This window comes from Devosia equisanguinis, from assembly GCF_900631955.1.
In the GTDB taxonomy this organism is placed as follows: domain Bacteria; phylum Pseudomonadota; class Alphaproteobacteria; order Rhizobiales; family Devosiaceae; genus Devosia; species Devosia equisanguinis.
The window spans coordinates 103075-122554 of record NZ_UZWD01000034.1 but is presented as its reverse complement, the minus strand read 5'-3'; the positions used below and the strand labels follow the sequence as shown (position 1 = coordinate 122554).

General features: G+C 62.2%; 22 protein-coding genes. 15 read left to right on the top strand and 7 right to left on the bottom strand.

Features of this window, described 5'->3' with window-relative positions:
• Positions 1–240, bottom strand: a 240-nt coding sequence (locus tag DEVEQU_RS13975) for a LacI family DNA-binding transcriptional regulator (RefSeq protein ID WP_164550408.1), incomplete at its 3' end; no start/stop codon positions are given.
• A 486-nt stretch (positions 241–726) separates the two neighbouring features.
• On the opposite strand from DEVEQU_RS13975, the gene DEVEQU_RS13970 reads away from it, so the two are divergent.
• The 7 genes from DEVEQU_RS13970 (at position 727) to DEVEQU_RS13940 (ending at position 7509) form a co-directional block, all read left to right on the top strand.
• Positions 727–1998: an ABC transporter substrate-binding protein gene (locus DEVEQU_RS13970; RefSeq protein ID WP_164550407.1), complete on the top strand. Its 1272-nt coding sequence runs from the start codon at positions 727–729 to the stop codon at positions 1996–1998.
• A gap of 194 nt (positions 1999–2192) precedes the next feature.
• Entirely contained in the window at positions 2193–3113 is a 921-nt protein-coding gene (locus tag DEVEQU_RS13965) for a carbohydrate ABC transporter permease (protein WP_223214231.1), read from the top strand.
• A complete protein-coding gene (locus DEVEQU_RS13960) occupies positions 3113–3958 on the top strand; it encodes a carbohydrate ABC transporter permease (protein ID WP_126151204.1) in 846 nt (281 codons plus the stop codon). Before DEVEQU_RS13965 ends, DEVEQU_RS13960 begins: the two co-directional genes overlap by 1 nt.
• Before the next feature lie 13 nt (positions 3959–3971).
• Entirely contained in the window at positions 3972–4976 is a 1005-nt protein-coding gene (locus tag DEVEQU_RS13955; protein ID WP_126151203.1) for an ABC transporter ATP-binding protein, read from the top strand.
• A 174-nt stretch (positions 4977–5150) separates the two neighbouring features.
• Entirely contained in the window at positions 5151–5939 is a 789-nt protein-coding gene (locus DEVEQU_RS13950; RefSeq protein WP_126151202.1) for a ThuA domain-containing protein, read from the top strand.
• A gap of 157 nt (positions 5940–6096) precedes the next feature.
• The gene (locus tag DEVEQU_RS13945) at positions 6097–7140 is read left to right on the top strand and encodes a Gfo/Idh/MocA family protein (protein WP_126151201.1); all 1044 of its coding nucleotides are present in this window, start codon (positions 6097–6099) and stop codon (positions 7138–7140) included.
• Between the two features lie 117 nt (positions 7141–7257).
• The gene (locus DEVEQU_RS13940) at positions 7258–7509 is read left to right on the top strand and encodes a GlsB/YeaQ/YmgE family stress response membrane protein (RefSeq protein WP_126151200.1); all 252 of its coding nucleotides are present in this window, start codon (positions 7258–7260) and stop codon (positions 7507–7509) included.
• 70 nt (positions 7510–7579) lie between these two features.
• Here the strand turns inward: DEVEQU_RS13940 and DEVEQU_RS13935 are convergent, their stop codons facing one another.
• Positions 7580–7975 carry a hypothetical protein gene (locus DEVEQU_RS13935; RefSeq protein WP_126151199.1) on the bottom strand — a complete coding sequence of 132 codons (396 nt, stop codon included), beginning with the start codon at positions 7973–7975 and terminating at the stop codon, positions 7580–7582.
• 229 nt (positions 7976–8204) lie between these two features.
• Between DEVEQU_RS13935 and DEVEQU_RS13930 the strand changes: the two genes are divergently transcribed.
• Positions 8205–8576, top strand: coding sequence for a response regulator (locus DEVEQU_RS13930; protein ID WP_164550406.1), 372 nt, complete (start codon positions 8205–8207; stop codon positions 8574–8576).
• Positions 8577–8620: 44 nt separating this feature from the next.
• On the opposite strand, the gene DEVEQU_RS13925 is transcribed toward DEVEQU_RS13930, so the two are convergent.
• Positions 8621–10228, bottom strand: coding sequence for a bifunctional metallophosphatase/5'-nucleotidase (locus DEVEQU_RS13925; protein WP_126151197.1), 1608 nt, complete (start codon positions 10226–10228; stop codon positions 8621–8623).
• A 245-nt stretch (positions 10229–10473) separates the two neighbouring features.
• Between DEVEQU_RS13925 and DEVEQU_RS13920 the strand changes: the two genes are divergently transcribed.
• The gene (locus DEVEQU_RS13920) at positions 10474–11124 is read left to right on the top strand and encodes a ThuA domain-containing protein (protein WP_126151196.1); all 651 of its coding nucleotides are present in this window, start codon (positions 10474–10476) and stop codon (positions 11122–11124) included.
• Between the two features lie 6 nt (positions 11125–11130).
• On the opposite strand, the gene DEVEQU_RS13915 is transcribed toward DEVEQU_RS13920, so the two are convergent.
• Together DEVEQU_RS13915 and DEVEQU_RS13910 are read right to left on the bottom strand one after the other, a co-directional pair.
• The gene (locus DEVEQU_RS13915; RefSeq protein WP_126151195.1) at positions 11131–11769 is read right to left on the bottom strand and encodes a DUF1109 domain-containing protein; all 639 of its coding nucleotides are present in this window, start codon (positions 11767–11769) and stop codon (positions 11131–11133) included.
• Complete coding sequence (locus DEVEQU_RS13910) at positions 11766–12290, bottom strand: sigma-70 family RNA polymerase sigma factor (protein WP_126151217.1); 525 nt, start codon at positions 12288–12290, stop codon at positions 11766–11768. The genes DEVEQU_RS13915 and DEVEQU_RS13910 overlap by 4 nt, the downstream gene beginning before the upstream one ends.
• 186 nt (positions 12291–12476) lie before the next feature.
• Between DEVEQU_RS13910 and DEVEQU_RS13905 the strand changes: the two genes are divergently transcribed.
• From DEVEQU_RS13905 to DEVEQU_RS13885, 5 genes are all read left to right on the top strand, one after another.
• Complete coding sequence (locus DEVEQU_RS13905; RefSeq protein WP_126151194.1) at positions 12477–12764, top strand: hypothetical protein; 288 nt, start codon at positions 12477–12479, stop codon at positions 12762–12764.
• A gap of 85 nt (positions 12765–12849) precedes the next feature.
• Positions 12850–13698 (top strand): cytochrome b/b6 domain-containing protein, encoded by an 849-nt coding sequence (locus tag DEVEQU_RS13900; protein WP_126151193.1) that lies wholly within the window; start codon positions 12850–12852, stop codon positions 13696–13698.
• Positions 13695–14486 carry a molybdopterin-dependent oxidoreductase gene (locus tag DEVEQU_RS13895; protein WP_126151192.1) on the top strand — a complete coding sequence of 264 codons (792 nt, stop codon included), beginning with the start codon at positions 13695–13697 and terminating at the stop codon, positions 14484–14486. The genes DEVEQU_RS13900 and DEVEQU_RS13895 overlap by 4 nt, the downstream gene beginning before the upstream one ends.
• A gap of 82 nt (positions 14487–14568) precedes the next feature.
• Complete coding sequence (locus DEVEQU_RS13890; protein ID WP_126151191.1) at positions 14569–14967, top strand: hypothetical protein; 399 nt, start codon at positions 14569–14571, stop codon at positions 14965–14967.
• A 276-nt stretch (positions 14968–15243) separates the two neighbouring features.
• A complete protein-coding gene (locus DEVEQU_RS13885) occupies positions 15244–16674 on the top strand; it encodes a DEAD/DEAH box helicase (RefSeq protein ID WP_126151190.1) in 1431 nt (476 codons plus the stop codon).
• Positions 16675–16731: 57 nt separating this feature from the next.
• Here the strand turns inward: DEVEQU_RS13885 and DEVEQU_RS13880 are convergent, their stop codons facing one another.
• Together DEVEQU_RS13880 and otsB are read right to left on the bottom strand one after the other, a co-directional pair.
• Complete coding sequence (locus DEVEQU_RS13880; protein ID WP_126151189.1) at positions 16732–18141, bottom strand: alpha,alpha-trehalose-phosphate synthase (UDP-forming); 1410 nt, start codon at positions 18139–18141, stop codon at positions 16732–16734.
• A gap of 43 nt (positions 18142–18184) precedes the next feature.
• On the bottom strand, positions 18185–18967 hold the full coding sequence (gene otsB / locus DEVEQU_RS13875; protein ID WP_126151188.1) for a trehalose-phosphatase: 783 nt from the start codon (positions 18965–18967) through the stop codon (positions 18185–18187).
• Between the two features lie 337 nt (positions 18968–19304).
• Here otsB and DEVEQU_RS19935 point away from each other — a divergent pair, with 337 nt between their 5' ends.
• Positions 19305–19472: a hypothetical protein gene (locus DEVEQU_RS19935; protein ID WP_164550405.1), complete on the top strand. Its 168-nt coding sequence runs from the start codon at positions 19305–19307 to the stop codon at positions 19470–19472.
• Positions 19473–19480: the final 8 nt, after the last annotated feature.

Genomic DNA, 19480 nt, shown 5'->3' with positions numbered 1-19480 from the left:
GCCCAGGAACTCGCTGGTATGGGGGCCAAACTCGCTGGAGCCGCGCAGAATCATGCCGACGGCGCCGGCGCGGCCAGTGGCCAGGCGCAGCGCGCTGGCATTGGGACGATAGCCCAATTGCGTGGCGGCAGCGGCGACGCGGCGGCGCGTGGCCTCGTTGACTTCGGGATAGCCGTTGAGCGCACGGCTGACCGTGGTCTGCGACAGGCCCAGATGTTCGGCGAGATCTTTCAGTCTCATTTCGGCATGTGGCCCTGATGGAAGGACGCCCTGTCTACTGCCCGTTTTCTCGCGCGGGCAAAGGGTTCGTCCAGCCATTAGGGCAGGCGGGGACCATTGAACAGGGCTCGCCGCCTTCCTCCTCCAAATTCATTCAAAGCGATTTCAAATTTGGGCGCAAGAGGCCTGAAACGATTTCGATTTCTGAGGTGCGTACCTCACTGGTCAATTGCGGTGTTTTAGGGAATTTTCCCTAGTCTCATGTCTAGGTCGTTGAAATCAATGCAATTTCTTGGACGATGCCAGAGAATCGGTAAATTTCTGCCGGCGACCTTCTTGACAGTAATTGTGGCGTCTGGTTCTTTTTCATTCAAAGCGCTTTGAAAACAGCTGATGGATACCGCTGTGCAAGGCGCTTTCGGGGAGGAGGGCACGAGACCGGCGCAATCGCGCACGGTCGTTCTGCATCATCTTCCCTGTGTTCTGGATATTTCGGGAGGATACCAAATGATGCTCAAGAAGATGCTTATCGGCCTGATGGCCAGCGTAACGCTGGTGGCGGGCGCGGCCCAGGCCGCCGACCTGGCCATTGTCTCCGGCGATACCGGCACCGGCCTGGCGTTCCTGCGCAGCCAGCTCGACAAGTTCGAGGCCGCAACCGGCCACAAGGTGACCGTGGTGCCGATGCCCTCGTCCACCTCCGACCAGTTCGGCCAGTACCGCCTGTGGCTGGCAGCGGGCAATACCGATATCGACGTCTATCAGACCGACGTGATCTGGGCGCCGCAGCTTGCCGACCAGTTCCTCGACCTCACCGATGCCGCCAAGGATATCGTCGCCCAGCACTTCCCCTCGATCATCGAGTCGCAGACCGTTGACGGCAAGCTGGTGGCCCTGCCGGCCTTCACCGACGCGCCGGCGCTGTTCTACCGCAAGGACCTGCTCGAAAAGCACGGCAAGTCGGTGCCGACCACCTGGGCCGAGCTCGAGACCACTGCCAAGGAAATCATGGATGCCGAACGCGCCGAAGCGGGCAACCAGGACATGTGGGGCTTCGTGTTCCAGGGTAATGCCTATGAGGGCCTGACCTGCGACGCCCTTGAATGGGTCATGTCCAATGGCGGTGGCCAGATCATCGAAGCCGATGGCTCGATCTCGATCAACAACGAGCAGGCCGCTGCCGCTATCGACCGCGCTGCCGGCTGGGTCGGCACGATCGCTCCCGATGGCGTGCTCGCCTATCAGGAAGAAGAAAGCCGCGGTGTCTGGCAGCTCGGTAATTCGGTGTTCATGCGCAACTGGCCCTATGCCTATGCGCTGGGCAATGGCGATGACTCCGCGGTGAAGGGCAAGTTCGACGTGGCTCCGCTTCCGGCCGGTGACGGCGAAGGCGCCCGTTCGGCTGCGACCCTGGGCGGCTGGAACGTTGCCGTCTCCAAGTACTCGCCCGATCCGGAAGCCGCCATCGAGCTGGCCAAGTTCCTGGCCTCCCCGGAAGTGCAGAAGGAGCGCGCCATCGAGCAGTCGAACCTGCCCACCATCGAAGCGCTCTATGATGACGCTGACGTGCTGGCTGCTTCGCCCTTCATGGCCAACTGGAAGGCTATCTTCCAGAACGCCGTGCCGCGTCCGTCCGCGCCGACCAAGACCGACTATAACGAAGTCTCCTCGATGTTCTGGAGCGCGGTCCACAATACCCTGTCGGGCAATGGCACTGCCGCTGAAAACCTCGAAATCCTCGAGGCCGACCTCACCGACCTCAAGGGCAATGGCTGGTAAGTCCTCCCGGCACGTTGCACAGCCCCTCCCGGTTTCGACCGGGAGGGGTCTTCAGTCACACTACCGGCTCGCGGGGCGCTGAAGCCCGGCATGGCGCCCGAGGGCAGCCGATCCGGCAGGGGGGTTAGCAAATGACGACAGAGAGTTTGTCGACCGCACGGCCTGCGCCCCGGCGCGCCGAACGGTCGGAGTTGATGAAGCAGCGCGTGGCAGCCGCCCGCTGGTTCCTGCTGCCGATGATGGCGGCATTGGCGGTGGTTGCCGGCTGGCCGCTGATGCGCTCCATCTGGTTTTCGTTCACCGATGCCTCGCTCACCGATCTTTATGGTGCCGAGTTCATCGGCTTCGGCAATTATCTGCGCTGGTCTGTAATCGAGAGCACCGGAGCGGTGCGCTATCGCGGCTTGCTGGTCGATCCGGCCTGGTGGAACGCGGTCTGGAACACGCTGCGCTTTGCCGTCGTCTCGGTGAGCCTGGAAGCGGTGTTCGGCATGATCGTGGCGCTGGTGCTCAATGCCAATTTCCGCGGTCGCGGCCTCGTGCGTGCGGCCATTCTCATCCCCTGGGCCATTCCGACCATCGTGTCGGCCCGCATGTGGGGCTGGATGCTCAATGACCAGTTCGGCATCATCAATGACATGCTGTTCAATCTGGGGCTGATCAGCACCAAGATCGCCTGGGCCGCCAATCCCGAGACGGCGATGACCGCCGTGTTGATCGTCGATATCTGGAAGACCACCCCGTTCATGGCGCTGCTGATCCTGGCCGGCCTGCAGATGATCCCGCGCGACATTTATGAAGCTGCCGAGATCGATGGCGTGCATCCGATCAAGCAGTTCTTCCGCATCACCCTGCCGCTGGTTCGGCCGGCGCTGATGGTGGCGATCATCTTCCGCCTGCTCGACGCACTGCGTATTTTCGACCTGATCTATGTGCTGACGCCCAATAGCGCCGCCACCAAGACCATGAGCGTGCTGGCGCGCGAAAACCTCTTCGACTTCGATAATTTCGCCTATGGCTCGGCCATGTCGACGCTGTTGTTCCTGATCATCGCCATCCTGACCGTTCTCTATATCTGGCTGGGTCGCGTGCGCTTCGATGGGGGAGACCGGTAATGGGCGCGACCTTCGATCTCTGGAAATTCACCAAGAGCGTCTTGTTCTACGCGCTGGTGGCGTTCATCGTGGTGGTGGCGGTGTTCCCGTTCTACTACGCGATCCTGACCAGCTTCAAATCGGGCACTGACCTGTTCCGCGTCACCTATTGGCCGACCAGCTTCAGCCTCGACAATTACGTTCAGGTGTTCAGTCAGGGCAGCTTCGTGCAGAACCTGCTCAACTCGATCTTCGTCGCCTCGGTGACGGTGATCCTGGCACTGTTCCTGGCGGTGACCGCCGCCTTTGCCCTCAGCCGCGTGCGGTTCCGGGGCAGGGGGCTGTTGCTGATGACGATCCTGGCCGTCTCCATGTTCCCGCAGATCGCGGTGCTGGCCGGCCTGTTCGAGGTCATCCGCCTTCTGGGCATCTACAACACGCCCTGGGCGCTGATCTTCTCCTATACGATCTTCACCCTGCCATTCACCGTCTGGGTGCTCACCACCTTCATGCGCGAATTGCCGATCGAGATCGAGGAGGCCGCCATTGTCGACGGGGCCACACCCTGGGTCATCATTACCCGCGTGTTCATGCCGCTGATGTGGCCGGCGCTGGTGACCACGGGCCTGCTCGCCTTTATCGGCGCCTGGAACGAGTTCCTGTTCGCTCTGACCTTCACCTCGTCCAATGCGACGCGCACCGTGCCGGTGGCCATCGCGCTGCTGTCGGGCGGGTCACAATATGAAATCCCCTGGGGCATCATCATGGCCGCGTCGGTTGTCGTCACCGTGCCGCTGGTGTTTCTGGTTCTCGTCTTCCAGCGCAAGATCGTGTCCGGCCTGACCGCCGGCGGTGTGAAGGGCTAAGGAGTTTACAAAAATGGCAAGCATCGAGCTTCGCAATGTCCGCAAGTCCTTCGGCGTCGTCGACGTCATCAAGGGGGTGGACCTGTCCATCAAGAAGGGCGAATTCATGGTCTTTGTCGGCCCGTCGGGCTGCGGCAAGTCCACGCTGTTGCGCCTGATCTCGGGTCTCGAAGACATCACCTCGGGTGAAATGCTGTTCGACGGACAGGTTGTCAACGCCCTGGCGCCGTCCAAGCGCGGCATCGCCATGGTGTTCCAGTCCTATGCGCTCTATCCGCATATGACAGTCTACGAGAACATGGCCTTCGGGCTGACGCTGGAAAAGGGCAAGGACAAGGAAGAGATCCGCCGGCGCGTCGAAAAGGCCGCCGACATGCTGCAGATCCGGCAATATCTCGACCGGCTGCCCAAGCAGCTGTCGGGCGGTCAGCGCCAGCGCGTCGCAATCGGGCGCGCCATCACCCGCGACCCCAAAGTGTTCCTGTTCGACGAGCCGCTGTCCAATCTCGACGCGGCGCTGCGCGTGGCGACCCGCATCGAGATCGCCAAGCTGCATGAGGAAATGAACAATGTCACGATGATCTACGTGACTCATGACCAGGTGGAGGCGATGACGCTGGCGGACCGCATCTGCGTGCTGCGCGATGGCCTGGTCGAGCAGGTCGGCACGCCGCTCGAGCTCTATGAAAAGCCCGACAGCATCTTCGTCGCCGGCTTTATCGGCTCGCCCAAGATGAATTTCCTCGCCGGGGAGAAGGCTGCCGCGTTCAACTGCACGACGCTGGGCATTCGCGGCGAGCACATGCAGATCAAGCCGGACGGCATCTGGGAGGGCACGGTGATCCATACCGAAAATCTCGGTGCCGACGCCTATGTCTATCTGGAAATGGGCACCGAAGAGCCGGTCGTGGTGCGCCTCGAAGGCACCGCCCAGCACCATAGCGGCGACCGCGTGCGCGTTTCGCCGCTGGAAGACAAGATCCACCGCTTCGACGAGGCCGGCAAGCCGATCCGCTGAGGCACGACATTTTCATCGGTGCGGTCCTCACTCCGTCACCTTTGACTGCAAGACTGTGGCTCCGAATGGCGGGGGCTCCGAGGTCAATCCCGGAGGTCCCGCTTTCTCCGGGGACACCCCCAATGATATAGGGCGCCCCAGGCGGGACCCCAATCTCGAATAGGAGACTACACGATGCCGATCCGTACCCTGGTCTGGGGCGAAAACGTTCACGAGCAGAAGAACAAGGTCGTGGCCGAGAACTACCCCAAGGGCATGCACAACCAGATCGCATCCCTGTTGTCCGAGGACAGCAATATCTCGGTCAAGACCACGACGTTGCAGGAGCCCGAACATGGCTGCACCGAAGAGGCGCTGAGCAATACCGATGTGTTGATCTGGTGGGGCCATGCCGCCCATGACAAGGTCGACGACGTGGTGGTCAAGCGCGTCATGGAGCATGTCTGGCAAGGCATGGGCCTGATCGTGCTGCATTCGGGCCACCATTCCAAGGTGTTCAAGGGCCTGATGGGCTCGCCCGCAAACCTGCACTGGCGCGAAGCCGGCGAGCGCGAGCGGCTCTGGGTCGTCAATCCCGGCCATCCGATCGCCAAGGGCCTGCCGCCCTATTTCGAGCTCGAATATGAAGAAATGTATGGCGAGCCCTTCACCGTCCCCGAGCCGCTGGAAACGGTGTTCGTGTCCTGGTTCCAGGGCGGCGAAGTCTTCCGCTCGGGTCTGACCTATCGGCGCGGCGCGGGCAATATCTTCTATTTCCGTCCTGGTCACGAAACCTATCCCACCTATCACGACGCCAATGTCGGCCAGGTGCTGCGCAATGCGGTGAACTGGGCCTATAACGGCGATCGCCACGCGCATCTGATGAAGGCCCCGAACACCCCGGTGGGCGAAGCCATCGAGAAGATCGAGGAGCGCGGTGCAAAACTCTCCGCCGCCGATCATGCGGGTGAAGTGAAGAAGTAGGCCTTTCCAGACTCACGGTGTCACCCCGGCGAAGGCCGGGGACATCCTGGAGTGGTTGGACGAGTTGATATTTCAAGATGGACCCCGGCCGGTGCCGGGGTGACATCGAGTGCTTTGAAACAATCCGGTCCAACGGGCCGATACGGGAATAAAGAAGATGCGGATCCTCATCCTGGGAACCGGCGGCATGGCCAATCAGCATGCCAAGCATTTTGCTGCGATCGAGGGCGTAACCCTGGCCGGCGGCGTCGACGTCGATCCGGCGCGGGTCGAGGCGTTCAACCAGACCCATGGCATCGAGCGCGGTTTCGGCTCGCTCGACGCGGCTTTGGCCTGGGGCGAGTTCGACGCGGTGGCCAATGTCACCCCCGACAGCATCCACCATCCCACCACCATGGCCGCGCTCAATGCCGGCAAGCATGTGTTCTGCGAAAAGCCGCTGGCGACCGATCATGCCAAGGCCATGGAAATGACCGAGACGGCCGAGCGGCTGGGCCTCGTGAACATGGTCAATCTCACCTATCGCAATGTCGCCCAATTGCAGAAGGCGCGCGAAATCGTGCAGTCCGGCGCCGTTGGCACGGTCAAGCATTTCGAGGCGAGCTATTTGCAGAGCTGGCTGGTGTCGAAGGCCTGGGGCGATTGGCGCACCGAAAGCCAGTGGCTGTGGCGCCTTTCCAAGAAGCACGGCTCCAACGGCGTATTGGGCGATATCGGCGTGCATATCCTCGACTTCGCCGCCTATGGCGCGGGCAGCGATTTCTCGCGCGTCTTCTGCCGGCTCGAAACCTTCGACAAGGCGCCGGGCAACCAGATCGGCGAATATGATCTCGACGCCAATGACAGCTTTGCCATGACTGCGCAGCTTGAAAATGGCGCATTGGGCGTGGTGCATGCCAGCCGCTGGGCCACCGGCCACTTCAACGAGCTGCGCCTGCGCGTCTATGGCGAGAAGGGCTCGATCGAAATCCAGCACCGCCACGACTGGTCCAAGCTGCTCACCTGCCTCGGCGATGATGTCGAGACCGGCACCTGGAGCGAAGTGGAGGTTGGCCCGGTGCCGACCAATTACCAGCGCTTTGCCGAGGCGGTGCGGCTGGGCAAAAATCTCGAGCCCAGCTTCCGCCACGCCACCAATATCCAGAAAGTGCTCGATCTGGCCACGGTCACCGACCGTGATCGAACCGAGCATCGGGTGTAATTTTCAGGCCTCCAAGCCAATCCTGGCCCGCAGCAATGCGGGCCTTTCTTTTATGGGCCTTGCAACCGCCGGGGCCCATGCCGACTTATTGAAGAACCTGAACACGGAGCGTCAAAAATGGGCATTCTCTGGGCCATCATCATCGGCTTTTTCGCCGGCCTCATCGCCAAGTGGATCACTCCCGGCGACAACAAGCCGAGCGGCTTCATTCTCACCACGGTGCTCGGCATCGTCGGCTCGGTCGTCGCTACCTGGCTGGGCCAGGCGATCGGTTGGTATTCGCCCGGTGATGGCGCCGGCTTTATCGCCTCGATCGTCGGCGCGGTGATCATCCTGCTGGCCTGGAGTCAGATCGCCCGTCGCGCTTGAAGCACCCAAGATATGAGAAAGGCCCCGCCCCAATCGGCGGGGCCTTTTTTGTTCGCAGCAGATTTCAGGCTTACTGGATGCCGAACATGGTCTTGGCGGCCTGCTCGGCGGCGTCGCCGGCTTGGGTGATCTGTTCATTGGTGAGACCCGCGGTACGGGCGGCATCTTCTGCAGCCTTGCGTGCATCGGCCACCGCCTGACGCTTTTCATCGTCGGTCAGCTTCAGCTCTTCCACCTGGGCCTGCACCTGCTGCTGAGCCTGTTCCACCGTCATGTTGGTGCCGGGAACCATGGTGTTGGCCGGCACTTCGATGGAGACGGCCGGCGCCTCGCTTGGCGCTGGATCGGCGGCCGGAGCGGTCTGGGTCGTGGCGGCGGGCGTTTCGGCAGGCTTGTCCGGCGCATCGCCACAGGCGGCCAGGGTCAGGGAGGTGGCGAGAATGGCGGCAATTGCAAATGGCTTCATGTTCGAAACTCTGCTGAATGAACTCAAATTGCCTCTTCACGAGACCGTGACCGAGTGGCCGCCAATGCCGGCAAAGTTTGGGCAGCACCAAGGTCAAGTTTAGGCAAAGCCTTGATTGCAAAGGAAAAGGCGCATGGACGCTTTTTGTGCCATGCGCGAACCGCCGGCGTGTTTGGAATGTGATCGACACCCGCTGGAACTTCGTATGATGCGGCGGGTTCATGCTGCCATGAGCACCAGTACCGCGTTTGGCAAATCCATCTTGATCGTCGATGACGAACCCATGATCCGCATGGAAATCGCGGAACTGGTTGCCGAGCATGGCTATCAGGCCTGGGAAGCGGCCAGTACCGCCGAGGCGCTCAGCATTCTTGAAACGTCGGGCGACGCCTTTGTCGGGTTGATCACCGATGTGCAGATGCCGGGCACGCGCAGCGGTCTGGTACTGGCCAATCACGTGCGGTTCATGTGGCCCCATATCCGCATCATCGTCGTCTCGGGCGGTCGCCGACCGTTTTCAGGCGAATTGCCGGAGGACAGCGCTTTCATTGCCAAGCCATGGCGGCCCGAACAGATCGTCAGCGCCATGCAGAGGGCATAAAAAAGGGCGCCAGCGGCGCCCTTTCTGTTTGAGGGCGGTGGGCCCTATTTGATGACGGTGATACGGCCGTCGGTATAGGGCGTGTATTCGCCACCCTGCTTGGCGATGTAGTCGGCCAGAACCTGCTCCAGCGGCGGGCCGAAATCGTAGGGATTGGTACCTTCGGCAAAGGTGCCGTAACCGTCGCCACCACCGCGCGTATAGTTATTGGTGACGATCTTGTAGGTGCCTTCCTCGTCGATCGGCACCCAGCTGTCGCCATCACCCTTGACCATGACGTCGCTCACGCGCTCACCGGCTGGCTTGGCCAGGGTATAGCTGTATTTGAGACCGGCAACCTGAGCGAAGCGGCCAGCGCCATTCTCGACATCGGACACGCCGTTCTCGAGCGCGTCGATGACGTCGGCACCGGAGAGTTCCACCGTTGCCAGAGTGTTGGAGAAGGGCAGGACAGTCAGCACTTCACCCATGGTGATGTCGCCGGCGTCGATCGAGGCGCGCAGGCCACCACCGTTCTGGAAGGCGATGGTGACGCCCTGATCGGCGACGCGATCAAGAATGGCGTCGGCGACGAGATTGCCCATCTCGCATTCCACCGCGCGACAGGTTTCGCGGCTGCCATCGATGGGCGCGGTGGCGACGCCGATGACCTCGGCCATCAGGGCCTGGATCGGCTCTTCGAGCTCGGCGAGGCGGGTGACATAGGCCTCATAGGGCGCAACCGAAGCGTCGAGCAGGATGGGCGCGCCATCGGCGGTGGTCACATTGCCATCGTCATCCCAGGTGACGACCAGGTCGCCGAGATACTTGCCATAGGAATAAGCCGTGACCACCGGCACTTCATGGCCGTCCGGGCCATTGACCATGGTGGGGTAGGGGCCAAGCGCCTTTTCGTCGGTGTTGGAAAGCAGGGTGTGCGAATGGCCGCCAACCACCACGTCGATCCCCGGCACATTGGCGGCGATCTGCAGATCCTGGGCATAGCCGACATGGGTCAGGGCGATGATCTTGTTGACGCCGGCCGCCTTGAGCGCATCCACCTGGGCGCGCAGGCTGGTGAAGGTGTCTTCGAACTCGACATTGTCGCCCGGCGAGGAAGTTTCGTCGGTGTCTTCGGCCAGCGCCGAGACGATGCCGACCTTTTCGCCGCCGAAATCAAGCACATGGGTGCCGGCGATACGACCGGCCAGCAGCGGCTCGTTGTCGACATTGGTATTGCCCGAAATGATCGGGAACTTCACCGCATCGAGCAGCTTGGCCAGCTCTTCGGGGCCGTCGTCGAATTCGTGGTTGCCCACGGCCATGACTTCGATGCCCAGGTCATTGGCGAACTCGGCGATGATCTCGCTGCGATACTGGGTATAGAACAGCGAACCCTGGAACTGGTCGCCAGCGTCCAGCAGGACGACATTCTGGCCGTCGAGCTCGGCACGCTTGGCGTCGATGGCGGTCTTGAGGCGGGCAACGCCGCCGAAACATTCCCCGGCCGCATCATTGTCGGGGGCGCAGTTGGAATCGGAACTGGTAATCGGGCCGAAGCGCGAGTGGAAATCGTTGATATGCAGGATGTTGAGCGTAAACTCGGCATAGGCGGCACTGGAGAATCCAGCGCAGAGTGTGAGCGCAGTGGCGCCCAGCAGTAACTTCTTCATCCCTGTTATCCCTTTTGCTCTTGGCGAGAAACTCTGCCAGCGCCGGGACGGGGCCACATAAGTCCCCTTGCGGCGGGCTGGCAGCGTCGCAAACAGTTAAGCAGGTATTTGTGACAGGGGAAAGTGGACCTTTTGGTCAAAATCGGTTCGGCTGAACACGTCCGCGGGGGATGACATCGTGCGGGGTTTCAATACCGACTGAGTAGGGTATTCTCCGCCGCGTTTGATTTGCGGGGTATTTCTCTATGCGTAGTGCTTTGATTGTCTATGGCGGCTGGGAAGGCCACGATCCGGAAGAGTGTGCGACCATCTATCGTCGCTGGCTGCATGAAGACGGCTACTCGGTTCGCACCGCCACGGAAACCAGCGCTTTCGCCGATCCGTCCATTCATGACCTGTCGCTGATCATCCCGATCTTCACCATGAGCAAGATCGCCAAGGAAGAGGCAGAGAACCTCACCAAGGCGGTGGAAGGCGGAGTGGGCCTTGCCGGCCACCATGGCGGCATGAGCGACGCCTTCCGCGAGGCGGTCGACTATCAGTTCATGGTTGGCGGGCAGTGGGTCGCTCATCCGGGCAATATCATCGACTACACTGTCGATGTCACCAAGCCTGAAGATCCGATCATGGCCGGCATCAAGCCGTCCTTCCCCTATACGTCCGAGCAGTATTACATGCATGTCGATCCCTCCAACGAGGTGCTGGCGACGACGACGTTCACGGGCGAGCATGCGCATTGGATCGAGGGCGTGGTGATGCCGGTGGTGTGGAAGCGCAAGCATGGCAAGGGCCGTGTCTTCCACATGACGCTCGGCCACGCCGCCAAGGAATTCGAAAATTCCAACATGGCCACCATCATGCGCCGCGGTATGAACTGGGCCGCCCGCGACGAATAGGTCCGCCTACCAGCGCAGCAGCACACGCCCCATGATCGCGCCGAGCAGTGCGGTCATGGCAATGCCCAGCGTGTACCAGACCGCCATGAACATCATGCCGGTCTCACCGCAGTAAAAGGCATAGGCCCAGGCGCCGAGCCCGCCGGCAACCAGCCCGGCAGCCAGGCCCGCCAGAGGGGGCGAGTGCGGCGCAAAGCGGCGCATGGCCATGATCATCGCGACCAGGATGGGTGCGCCCGAGAGGGTGATGAGCCAGGGGCAGACCATGGCGGTGGCCCCCATCAATTCCGGCATGCTCCATTGCGTGCCGCTCCAGACCAGAACACCCACTATCAGCGCAAGCAAGATCAGCGCGCCGATAGCGGCCAGCGGCCAGAGCTTTTGCCCATCCGGGCGCGACAGCGTGGGCGCGGCGGCAGCGGCCAGGGCACCGATCCCCAAAGTATAGGCGAACTTGACCCAGAACATCGGCCCGCCGAAGGCAGCGCCAAAGGGGCGGCCCATCAGCATGGCAAACAGCACATAGCCTCCGGCGAGCGTGACGATGAGCCCCAGCACCAGCGCCAAGACAAGCCGCCGCTCCAGCGCCCTCGACGGTATCGGGCGGAGGTCACTGGCGAGACGCGCGATGAGGTCGTCGGTCATTTTCCGCCCCCCGCAAATTTCTGCATCAGCGATTTGAGGCCGCGGTGGATCGACACCTTGGCGGCGGTCTCGCTCATATTGTGCAGGGCGGCCGCCTCGGCCACTGTGGCGCCTTCCAGCCGGGTCTGGCGAATGAGGTCTGCGGTGCGCCCCGGTACCAGCGCCAGGGCGACTTCGACATCATGTCGGTCAGCGCTGTCCGTCGCCTTGTCCGGGGCGAAGATCGGGGCATCGTCGTCGAGCGGCACGGTTGGACGGATGGCATAGCGGCGGATGTGATCGACGAATTTGTGGTGCGCCACAGCGTGCAGCCAGGCGGTAAACGGACGGGTTCGGTCGTAGGTGTGCCGCTTGGTGTGCACGGCCAGCAATGTCTCCTGCACGAGATCCTCCGCGTGCGCGGCATGGGCGGGGGTGAGGCGGCGGACAAACCAGGGGCGCAGATAGCGGGTCAATTCGGACAGCAGCGCGCGATAGGCGACCGCATCGCCATCCAGCGCCGCCAGCATCAGCGTGCGCATCTTCTGTTCCGTGGCATCAGTCCGCATTGCCAACCCATTCGCAGCGGGGTGGGGGAAGGTTACATGCGGGCGAGAAAAAAGCGACAGGCGAACACGCTCGCGTGAACCTGTAACCGCGACACTGGATGGCGCGAATGGCTGGTCATGAACCGTGGCAGGGGCTGCGGTCCGACAAGGGAGTTTTCGATGATCACCAGAATGTTCACCCTTTCCGCCATTGCCGCGCTTATGATGCTGGGCGTGAGCGCACAGGCCGAGGAGGCAATGTCGAGCGGCGCCATGAAGAGCGATGGCATGGCCATGGCATCGATGATGAGCGACGCGGACCTGGCCAAATGTGTCGAGCAGGCCAAGGCCATCAGTTTTCCCGACGTGGCCATGGTTGCCGAACAGGCGTGTCATGACAAGCACAACGGGCACGGTGCGATGGGCGGTGACGCCATGGGCAGCAACAGCATGATGTCGACGAAATAAAGTTGTCGTGATGGTGACCATTGGCCCGATGCGGTAGCGTTGCTTTACGGCAGATGGTCACTTTCACGGACAGGCGGGGGATGGAATGACACAAGTTGAAGAGGCCAGGCCAAAGCGCGGGCCGCTGGTCTATCGCCAGTCGATCTTTACCCGGTTGACCCATTGGGTCTGGGTGATCTGCCTGTTTTTCCTGCTGCTGACGGGCTTGCAGATTTTCAACGCCCATCCGGCGCTTTATGTCGGGCAGCAATCGGGCTTCGAGTTCGACAATGCGGTTTTGCGCATCGGGGCGGTCAATACGCCGGAGGGGCCGCGCGGACAAACCACTGTTTTCGGCCAGACCTTCGACACCACCGGCGTGCTGGGGATGAGCGGATCCGACGCGCAGCCCAGTTTCGTCGCCTTCCCCGCGCAGGTGACCATTCCCTCGTTCCGCGACCTGGCCACCGGGCGCGTCGTGCACTTCTTCTTCGGCTGGATTTTCGTCGGCGCGCTGTTCGTCTGGTTCCTTGCCAGCTTCATCAATGGCCATATCCGGCGCGACGTGCTACCCAGGGGCGCCGATCTCAAGGCGTTGCCACGTGATGCGCTCGACCATGCCCGCTTCCGCTTCCACCATGGGCGAAGCTATAGCCCGCTGCAGAAGCTGAGCTATTTTACCGTTTTCTTCGTGCTGTTTCCGCTGATCATCCTCACCGGGCTGACCATGAGCCCCGGCATGGACGCGGCCTGGCCCTGGCTGCTGGATGTATTCGGCGGCCGGCAGACGGCGCGCACCATCCATTTCGTGGTGATGCTGCTGCTGCTTGCTTTCTTCATCGTCCATATCGCCATGGTGCTGCTGGCCGGCCCCCTCAATGAAATGCGCTCGATGATCACCGGCTGGTATCGCACCAGCCCCGGCACGCCGACCCAGCAAGGTGACAAGCCATGAGCAGACTGATCGTCAATCGCCGCCGCTTCATGCTCGGTTCTGCCGCAGTGGGCTCGGGCCTGGTGCTCTCGGGCTGCGACCAGTTCGATTTTCTCGGCCAGCGCGGCAATCCGGTGCGGCAGGTGATGGAACGGGCCAATGTGCTCACCTACAAGGCGCAGCGCACACTGATCGGCGACCAGGTGCTGGCGCGTGAATATAGCGCCAGCGAAATCCGCCAGGGCATGAAGCCCAATGGCTCCGTCGAGCCTTCCACGGCAGAGTACAATTTCCTGCGCATGCAGGATTTCGCCTCCTACAAGCTGACCATCAAGGGCATGGTGGAGCGCGAGGTAAGCTTTTCGCTCGATGAATTGCGCAATATGCCGGCGCGCAGCCAGATCACCCGGCACGATTGCGTCGAAGGCTGGAGCTGCATCGCCAAATGGACCGGCACACCGCTGGGGCCGGTGCTCGACCAGGCCGGGGTCAAGCCGGAAGCGCGCTATTGCGTCTATCACTGCTTCGACAATATCCAGCGCACGCTGAGCGGGGACATTCTCTATTACACCAGCTCCGACCTGATCGATGCCTATCACCCGCAAACCATCCTGAGCTATGGGCTCAACGATCAGGTGCTGCCGGTCAGCAATGGTGCGCCTATCCGCCTGCGCATTGAGCGGGCGCTGGGTTACAAGCAGCCGAAATATCTCCACACCATCGAGCTGGTCGATGACCTCACCCCCTTTGGTGGCGGCAAGGGCGGCTATTGGGAAGACAATGGCTATGACTGGTATGGCGGGATTTGACGGGAACGGATCGCTGTTCCCCAAGAAACAGCCCCATTAGGTCGGGTGAGGCAGTGTTGTTTTATCAACGGAGCCCAAGACCATGCTGTTTCCCGACCTGCCAGACCGACAAAGAGCAACCCTATTGACCGTGTCCGAGCGGTTGGTGGTCTATAAGGTCTATGAAACGGCCATGATTACCGATGGCAAGGTTTTCGCCGAAGCGGGCACGGTTTATGGCGATCCGAAATGCGCTGCAATTGCCGATGACGAGAGCTGGTGTGCCGTCGGTGGCGCATCGGTCTGGGTGCGCGTCGCGCCGCCGCGGGGAGACGTCCTCAAAAGCGAGGGGGTACGGCTTCACCATGTGCCGGAATTGCGCTGGATAGAAGCGCTCTGGCCGCTTGGCGATCGTCTGCTCGGCTTTGTTTGCGTCGATGGCGGGAGGAGGCGGATTGGCGCGCTGGATGTGGACAGGCTGGCGATCGAATTCGAGATTTGATGGCGGCCATGCGCCCAGTGGGCAACTGCCGCGCTTGCCTTTTTCTCCTATCTCCCCCATATGGGGGTCACGTCGCGGCAGAATGACCGTCGATGGACTTCTCTTCTTACTCACGCGGTGAGCGGCGAAGTCAGCCCGGAGACCTCAGAATGGTCCGGGTTTGAGCCAGCACCCGCGCGATATCTCCCTATCGCCCGATTGCATATTCCAATAAGCGCCAGCCGCATCGCGGCTCAGGCGCCTGCGCGGTTTCGCGCAACATGAAAGACGAAAACTTTGAACGATTTCATTTCGCTCGGCCTGCCGACCCTTCTCACCGACAGCCTGACTGCCGGCGGCTTCACCGAGCCCACCAAAATCCAGACCCAGGCGATCCCCAAACTGCTCGAAGGCCGGGACATGCTGGGCATCGCCCAGACCGGTTCGGGCAAGACGGCGGCTTTCGGCCTGCCGATCCTGGCTGGGATCATGGGCCTTACCGGCCGTCCGCGGCCGATGACCACCCGCGCGCTCATTCTTGCCCCCACCCGTGAACTGGCCGTGCAGATCGAAGAGAACCTGCGCAAGTTCGCCGGCTCCAAGATGAAGCTCGACACCGTGCTCGTGCTCGGTGGCGTGTCGCGCTACCACCAGGTCGGCAAGATCGCCAAGGGCGTCGACGTGGTCGTGGCCACGCCGGGTCGCCTCAAGGACCTGATGGACGACAACAAGATCCGCCTCAACGAAACGCGCTGGCTGGTGCTGGACGAAGCCGACCGCATGCTCGACATGGGCTTCATCGCCCCGGTGCGCGCCATTGCCAAGCAGATCGGCCTGCGTCGCCAGACCATGTTGTTCTCCGCCACCATGGCGGCCGAGATCGAAGACCTGGCCAAGACGCTCCTCAAGGAGCCGATCAAGGTCGAGGCCGCGCCGCAGGGCTCCACCGTGGTCAAGATCGACCAGCGCGTAATCATGTCCGGCTCCAAGGCCAAGCGCGGCGTGCTCAACGACCTGCTCGCCGATGAGAAGGAAGGCATGGATCGCGTCATTATCTTCTCGCGCACCAAGCATGGTGCCGACCGCGTCGCCAAGAATCTGGCCATCGACGGGCACGAGGCTGCAGCCATCCACGGCAATAAGAGCCAGAATGCTCGCCAGGCGGCGCTCAAGGGCTTTGCCAGTGGTTCGGTGCGCATTCTCGTCGCTACGGACATCGCGGCGCGCGGTATCGACGTCAAGGACATCACCCATGTGGTGAACTACGAGCTGCCCGACGATCCGGAAAACTATGTCCACCGCATTGGTCGCACCGGCCGCAATGGCGCTTCCGGCATCGCCATCACCCTGTGTGACGGCACCGAAAAGGGCAAGCTGCGGGATGTCGAAAAGCTGATCCGCCGGACCCTGCCGGTCTCCGGCGACGTCAATCTGGTCGAGGAAGTGCAGGCGCCGCGCGCACCACGCAATGCCCCGGGTGCACCGGCCGGCGCGCGCACGGCTCGCAATCCCAAGCCGAATCCGCGCAAGTTCAACACGCCGCGTCCCGGCGGCGAACGCACCAAGGCGGCAGTGCCTGCCAATGGTGAGCGCACCGGCGCTGCTCCCGGCAAGATGGTCCGCCGCGATTCCGAAACCGGCAAGGTGATCAATGCCAAGCCGGGCAAGCCGCGCTGGACCAAGGGTCAGCGCGACGCTGGCAAGGCCCGTCGCGCCGCCAATAGCTGATAATGAAATGGGCGGCCCACGGGCCGCCCTTTTTGTTGGCAGTCTTGGATGACGTCCTCAAGCCACCGAAGCCAGATAGAGAATGTCGCGGCTGCTGCTCGTGGCCGTGGCGCCGGGAGCGAGGCGGTCGAGGAAGCGCAGGGCCCAGTCGTTGACATTGTGGTGCCGTGCAGCCTCCATCAGCGCGGTCCAGCGCTGGCGGCGTTCATTGAGCGGCATGTCCAGCGCCATGCGCAATGCTTCGGCGGTCTCGTCGGTATCGAAGGGATTGACCAGCAGCGCATCGGGAAAGATCTCGGCGGCGCCGGCAAAGCGAGACAGTACCAGCACACCCGGGTCATCCGGGTTCTGGGCGCCGACAAATTCGTGCGCGACGAGGTTCATGCCGTCGCGCAGCGGCGTGACCAGAGCGGCGCGTGACAGGCGATAAAGCCCGGCAAGGCTGGGTTGGCCATAGGCGCGCTTCACATAGGTCAGGGGCTGCCAATCGGGCTCGGCAAAGCGGCCCATGACCCGCCCGCACATGGCATCGAGCGCATCGCTGGTTTCCTGATACTGCTTGATGGTGTCGCGCGAGGGCGGGGCTACCTGCAGGAAATGCACGCCGCGCCGCAGCCGCGCATTATTGGCGAGCAGCTTTTCATAGGCTTCGACGCGCTGCGGCAGGCCCTTGGAATAATCGAGACGATCGACACCCAGGACAAGCCGCTGGTTGCCCAGGACGCGCTCCATGCGTTTGACCATCTTGGTGGCGGCGGGACTGGTCGACATGCGGGCGAAGGCGTCGGGCTCCGAGCCGATCGGGAAGACTTCGATTTCGGTGCGGCTGAAATCCACCGGCTGCGTGTGCGCGCCAAAAGTCGAGGGGGCCTGGTGCTCGGCGAATTCGGTGAAGGCGGCGACGTCGCGCTGCGCCTGCATGCCGATAAGGTCATAGCGCGAGAGATCGTGCATGAGTTCGCCATGGTGGGGAATGGCGTAAAGCGCATCGGTCGTGGGGAAGGGGATGTGCAGGTAGAAACCGATGCGGTTGCGCGCCCCCAGATTGCGCAATTCGGTGGCCAGCGGAATGAGATGGTAGTCGTGGACCCAGACGACATCGTCGGGGCGCAGAACTGCCATCAGGGCCTTGGCGAATTGCTGGTTCACCCGCCTGTAACCCTCGTACCAATGGCTCTCGATATTGGCGAGGTCGAGCCGAAGGTGGAAGCTGGGCCAGAGGATGGAATTAGAAAAGCCGGAATAATAAGCGTGGTAGTCGTCGCGCGTCAGGTCGATCTGGGCGATGTCGAGGCCGTCGATATTTTCGAACCTGGCCTCGCGCGCCGGGTCTTCGGAGAGTTTCCCGGACCAGCCGAACCAAAACCCCTCTCTCTCGTCAAGCACTTTGCGCAGGGCGACGGCGAGCCCCCCTGCGGCGGGCTCACGCCCGGGTGTGCGATTGGATACGATGACGATGCGGCTCATAGGTCTGTCGGTCCCTTTTTCTGGTTGAAGGATGTGTGGCGGATCAGTGCTCTGTCATGTCTCCGCTCAAATGGCCGCGTTCGGCCATGTCGCCCAGGCCGCGCAGCAGCGCCCGCACCGATTGCACATCGGCGATGCGCATGCGGGCGAAGGTTTCCCCAGGCCCCAGCTTGATGCCGATCCCACCCAGTTCCTGGGCGGCGAGAAAGGCATCCTCGTCGGTGCGATCATCGCCGATAAAGACCGGAATACGGCCGGCAAAGGGCTCTTCCTGCATGAAGGCGCGCAGGGCTGCGCCCTTGTCGAAGGCCGCCGGGCGGGCTTCGATCACCATCTTGCCGGGAACGAGGGTAAAGCCGGGATAGTCCACCAGCGCCTCTTCCATAGCCAGATGGCAGGCGCCCTCGAGTTCGGGGGCCTGGCGGAAATGCAGGGCCACCGAGCCCTCCTTGGTTTCCACCAGGAGGTTGGGATTGGCCTGCGCCAGGGGTTCGATGGCCCGGGCAATATCATGCGCGGCACTGACGATGCTGTCGTCGGGCAATTCCAGTGAACCATCGACCCGGCGCCGTTGCGCGCCATGAGCGCCGGCAATGGGCAATTGCAGTGGGTGCAGGAACCGGTCGATATCGGCGATTTCGCGCCCGGTGATGACGGCAAAGGCGTGATCGAAGCGGCGGATCGCCTGATCCAGTTCTTCGGTCAATTCGTCTGGGACCGAAACGGCATCTGGGGTTTCGGCGATATCGACGAGCGTGCCATCGAAATCGGTGAAAACGGCGAGCCGGGGCGTGGCGTCGCCGTGCTGGACGATTGCATCGGTCATGGTCGAGCCTTGTCTGGATTGCGTCTTAACCTTTCAACGCCCCATCGTGGCAAAAGGTTCGTGCCTCATGGCAGCCATGCGCGAAGGCGGCTTTCTGAATGCATTCTTAATGGGGCATTCGACAGCGGTTCAAAGCGACACACATATCCAACGGACAGGATCGCAACCCGGCCAGGCCGGAAAGTCCAAGCGTCAACCCGTCCGGAACCGAGACCGATGTACCAGATCGTCCTAACAGCCCTTTTCGCCCTTGCCCTCAGCGTTCTTACTTTTGCCGCATCCATGGCGGAAGTGCCACGCAGCGAGATGTCTCCCGCGATTCTGGTGGCTGAATAAAATGGTCAATATCGTCAAGCTGCGGGCGCTGCGCGCCGACGGGATCGGTGCCCGCCTCTGGCAGTGGATGGCTCAGCGGCACCTGCCGCAGGTGCCCTCGCCGGTTGAAGCCGTAGAGGCCGTTCGGGCGGTGCGCCGCCCGCTGAAATCGGTGCGCAAGCCGGCCTAGAATTGTGC

Bases quoted from the DNA above. Each gene is read 5' to 3' on its own strand.
- DEVEQU_RS13970 (WP_164550407.1), top strand. From the start codon at position 727: ATGATGCTCAAGAAGATGCTTATCGGCCTGATGGCCAGCGTAACGCTG.
- DEVEQU_RS13890 (WP_126151191.1), top strand. From the start codon at position 14,569: ATGCTGTTTCCCGACCTGCCAGACCGACAAAGAGCAACCCTATTGACC.
- otsB (WP_126151188.1), bottom strand. From the start codon at position 18,967: ATGACCGATGCAATCGTCCAGCACGGCGACGCCACGCCCCGGCTCGCC.
- DEVEQU_RS13930 (WP_164550406.1), top strand. From the start codon at position 8,205: ATGAGCACCAGTACCGCGTTTGGCAAATCCATCTTGATCGTCGATGAC.
- DEVEQU_RS13940 (WP_126151200.1), top strand. From the start codon at position 7,258: ATGGGCATTCTCTGGGCCATCATCATCGGCTTTTTCGCCGGCCTCATC.
- DEVEQU_RS13915 (WP_126151195.1), bottom strand. From the start codon at position 11,769: ATGACCGACGACCTCATCGCGCGTCTCGCCAGTGACCTCCGCCCGATA.
- DEVEQU_RS13955 (WP_126151203.1), top strand. From the start codon at position 3,972: ATGGCAAGCATCGAGCTTCGCAATGTCCGCAAGTCCTTCGGCGTCGTC.
- DEVEQU_RS13935 (WP_126151199.1), bottom strand. From the start codon at position 7,975: ATGAAGCCATTTGCAATTGCCGCCATTCTCGCCACCTCCCTGACCCTG.
- DEVEQU_RS13960 (WP_126151204.1), top strand. From the start codon at position 3,113: ATGGGCGCGACCTTCGATCTCTGGAAATTCACCAAGAGCGTCTTGTTC.
- DEVEQU_RS19935 (WP_164550405.1), top strand. From the start codon at position 19,305: ATGGTCAATATCGTCAAGCTGCGGGCGCTGCGCGCCGACGGGATCGGT.
- DEVEQU_RS13880 (WP_126151189.1), bottom strand. From the start codon at position 18,141: ATGAGCCGCATCGTCATCGTATCCAATCGCACACCCGGGCGTGAGCCC.
- DEVEQU_RS13925 (WP_126151197.1), bottom strand. From the start codon at position 10,228: ATGAAGAAGTTACTGCTGGGCGCCACTGCGCTCACACTCTGCGCTGGA.
- DEVEQU_RS13920 (WP_126151196.1), top strand. From the start codon at position 10,474: ATGCGTAGTGCTTTGATTGTCTATGGCGGCTGGGAAGGCCACGATCCG.
- DEVEQU_RS13965 (WP_223214231.1), top strand. From the start codon at position 2,193: ATGAAGCAGCGCGTGGCAGCCGCCCGCTGGTTCCTGCTGCCGATGATG.
- DEVEQU_RS13905 (WP_126151194.1), top strand. From the start codon at position 12,477: ATGATCACCAGAATGTTCACCCTTTCCGCCATTGCCGCGCTTATGATG.
- DEVEQU_RS13950 (WP_126151202.1), top strand. From the start codon at position 5,151: ATGCCGATCCGTACCCTGGTCTGGGGCGAAAACGTTCACGAGCAGAAG.
- DEVEQU_RS13900 (WP_126151193.1), top strand. From the start codon at position 12,850: ATGACACAAGTTGAAGAGGCCAGGCCAAAGCGCGGGCCGCTGGTCTAT.
- DEVEQU_RS13910 (WP_126151217.1), bottom strand. From the start codon at position 12,290: ATGCGCACGCTGATGCTGGCGGCGCTGGATGGCGATGCGGTCGCCTAT.
- DEVEQU_RS13895 (WP_126151192.1), top strand. From the start codon at position 13,695: ATGAGCAGACTGATCGTCAATCGCCGCCGCTTCATGCTCGGTTCTGCC.
- DEVEQU_RS13945 (WP_126151201.1), top strand. From the start codon at position 6,097: ATGCGGATCCTCATCCTGGGAACCGGCGGCATGGCCAATCAGCATGCC.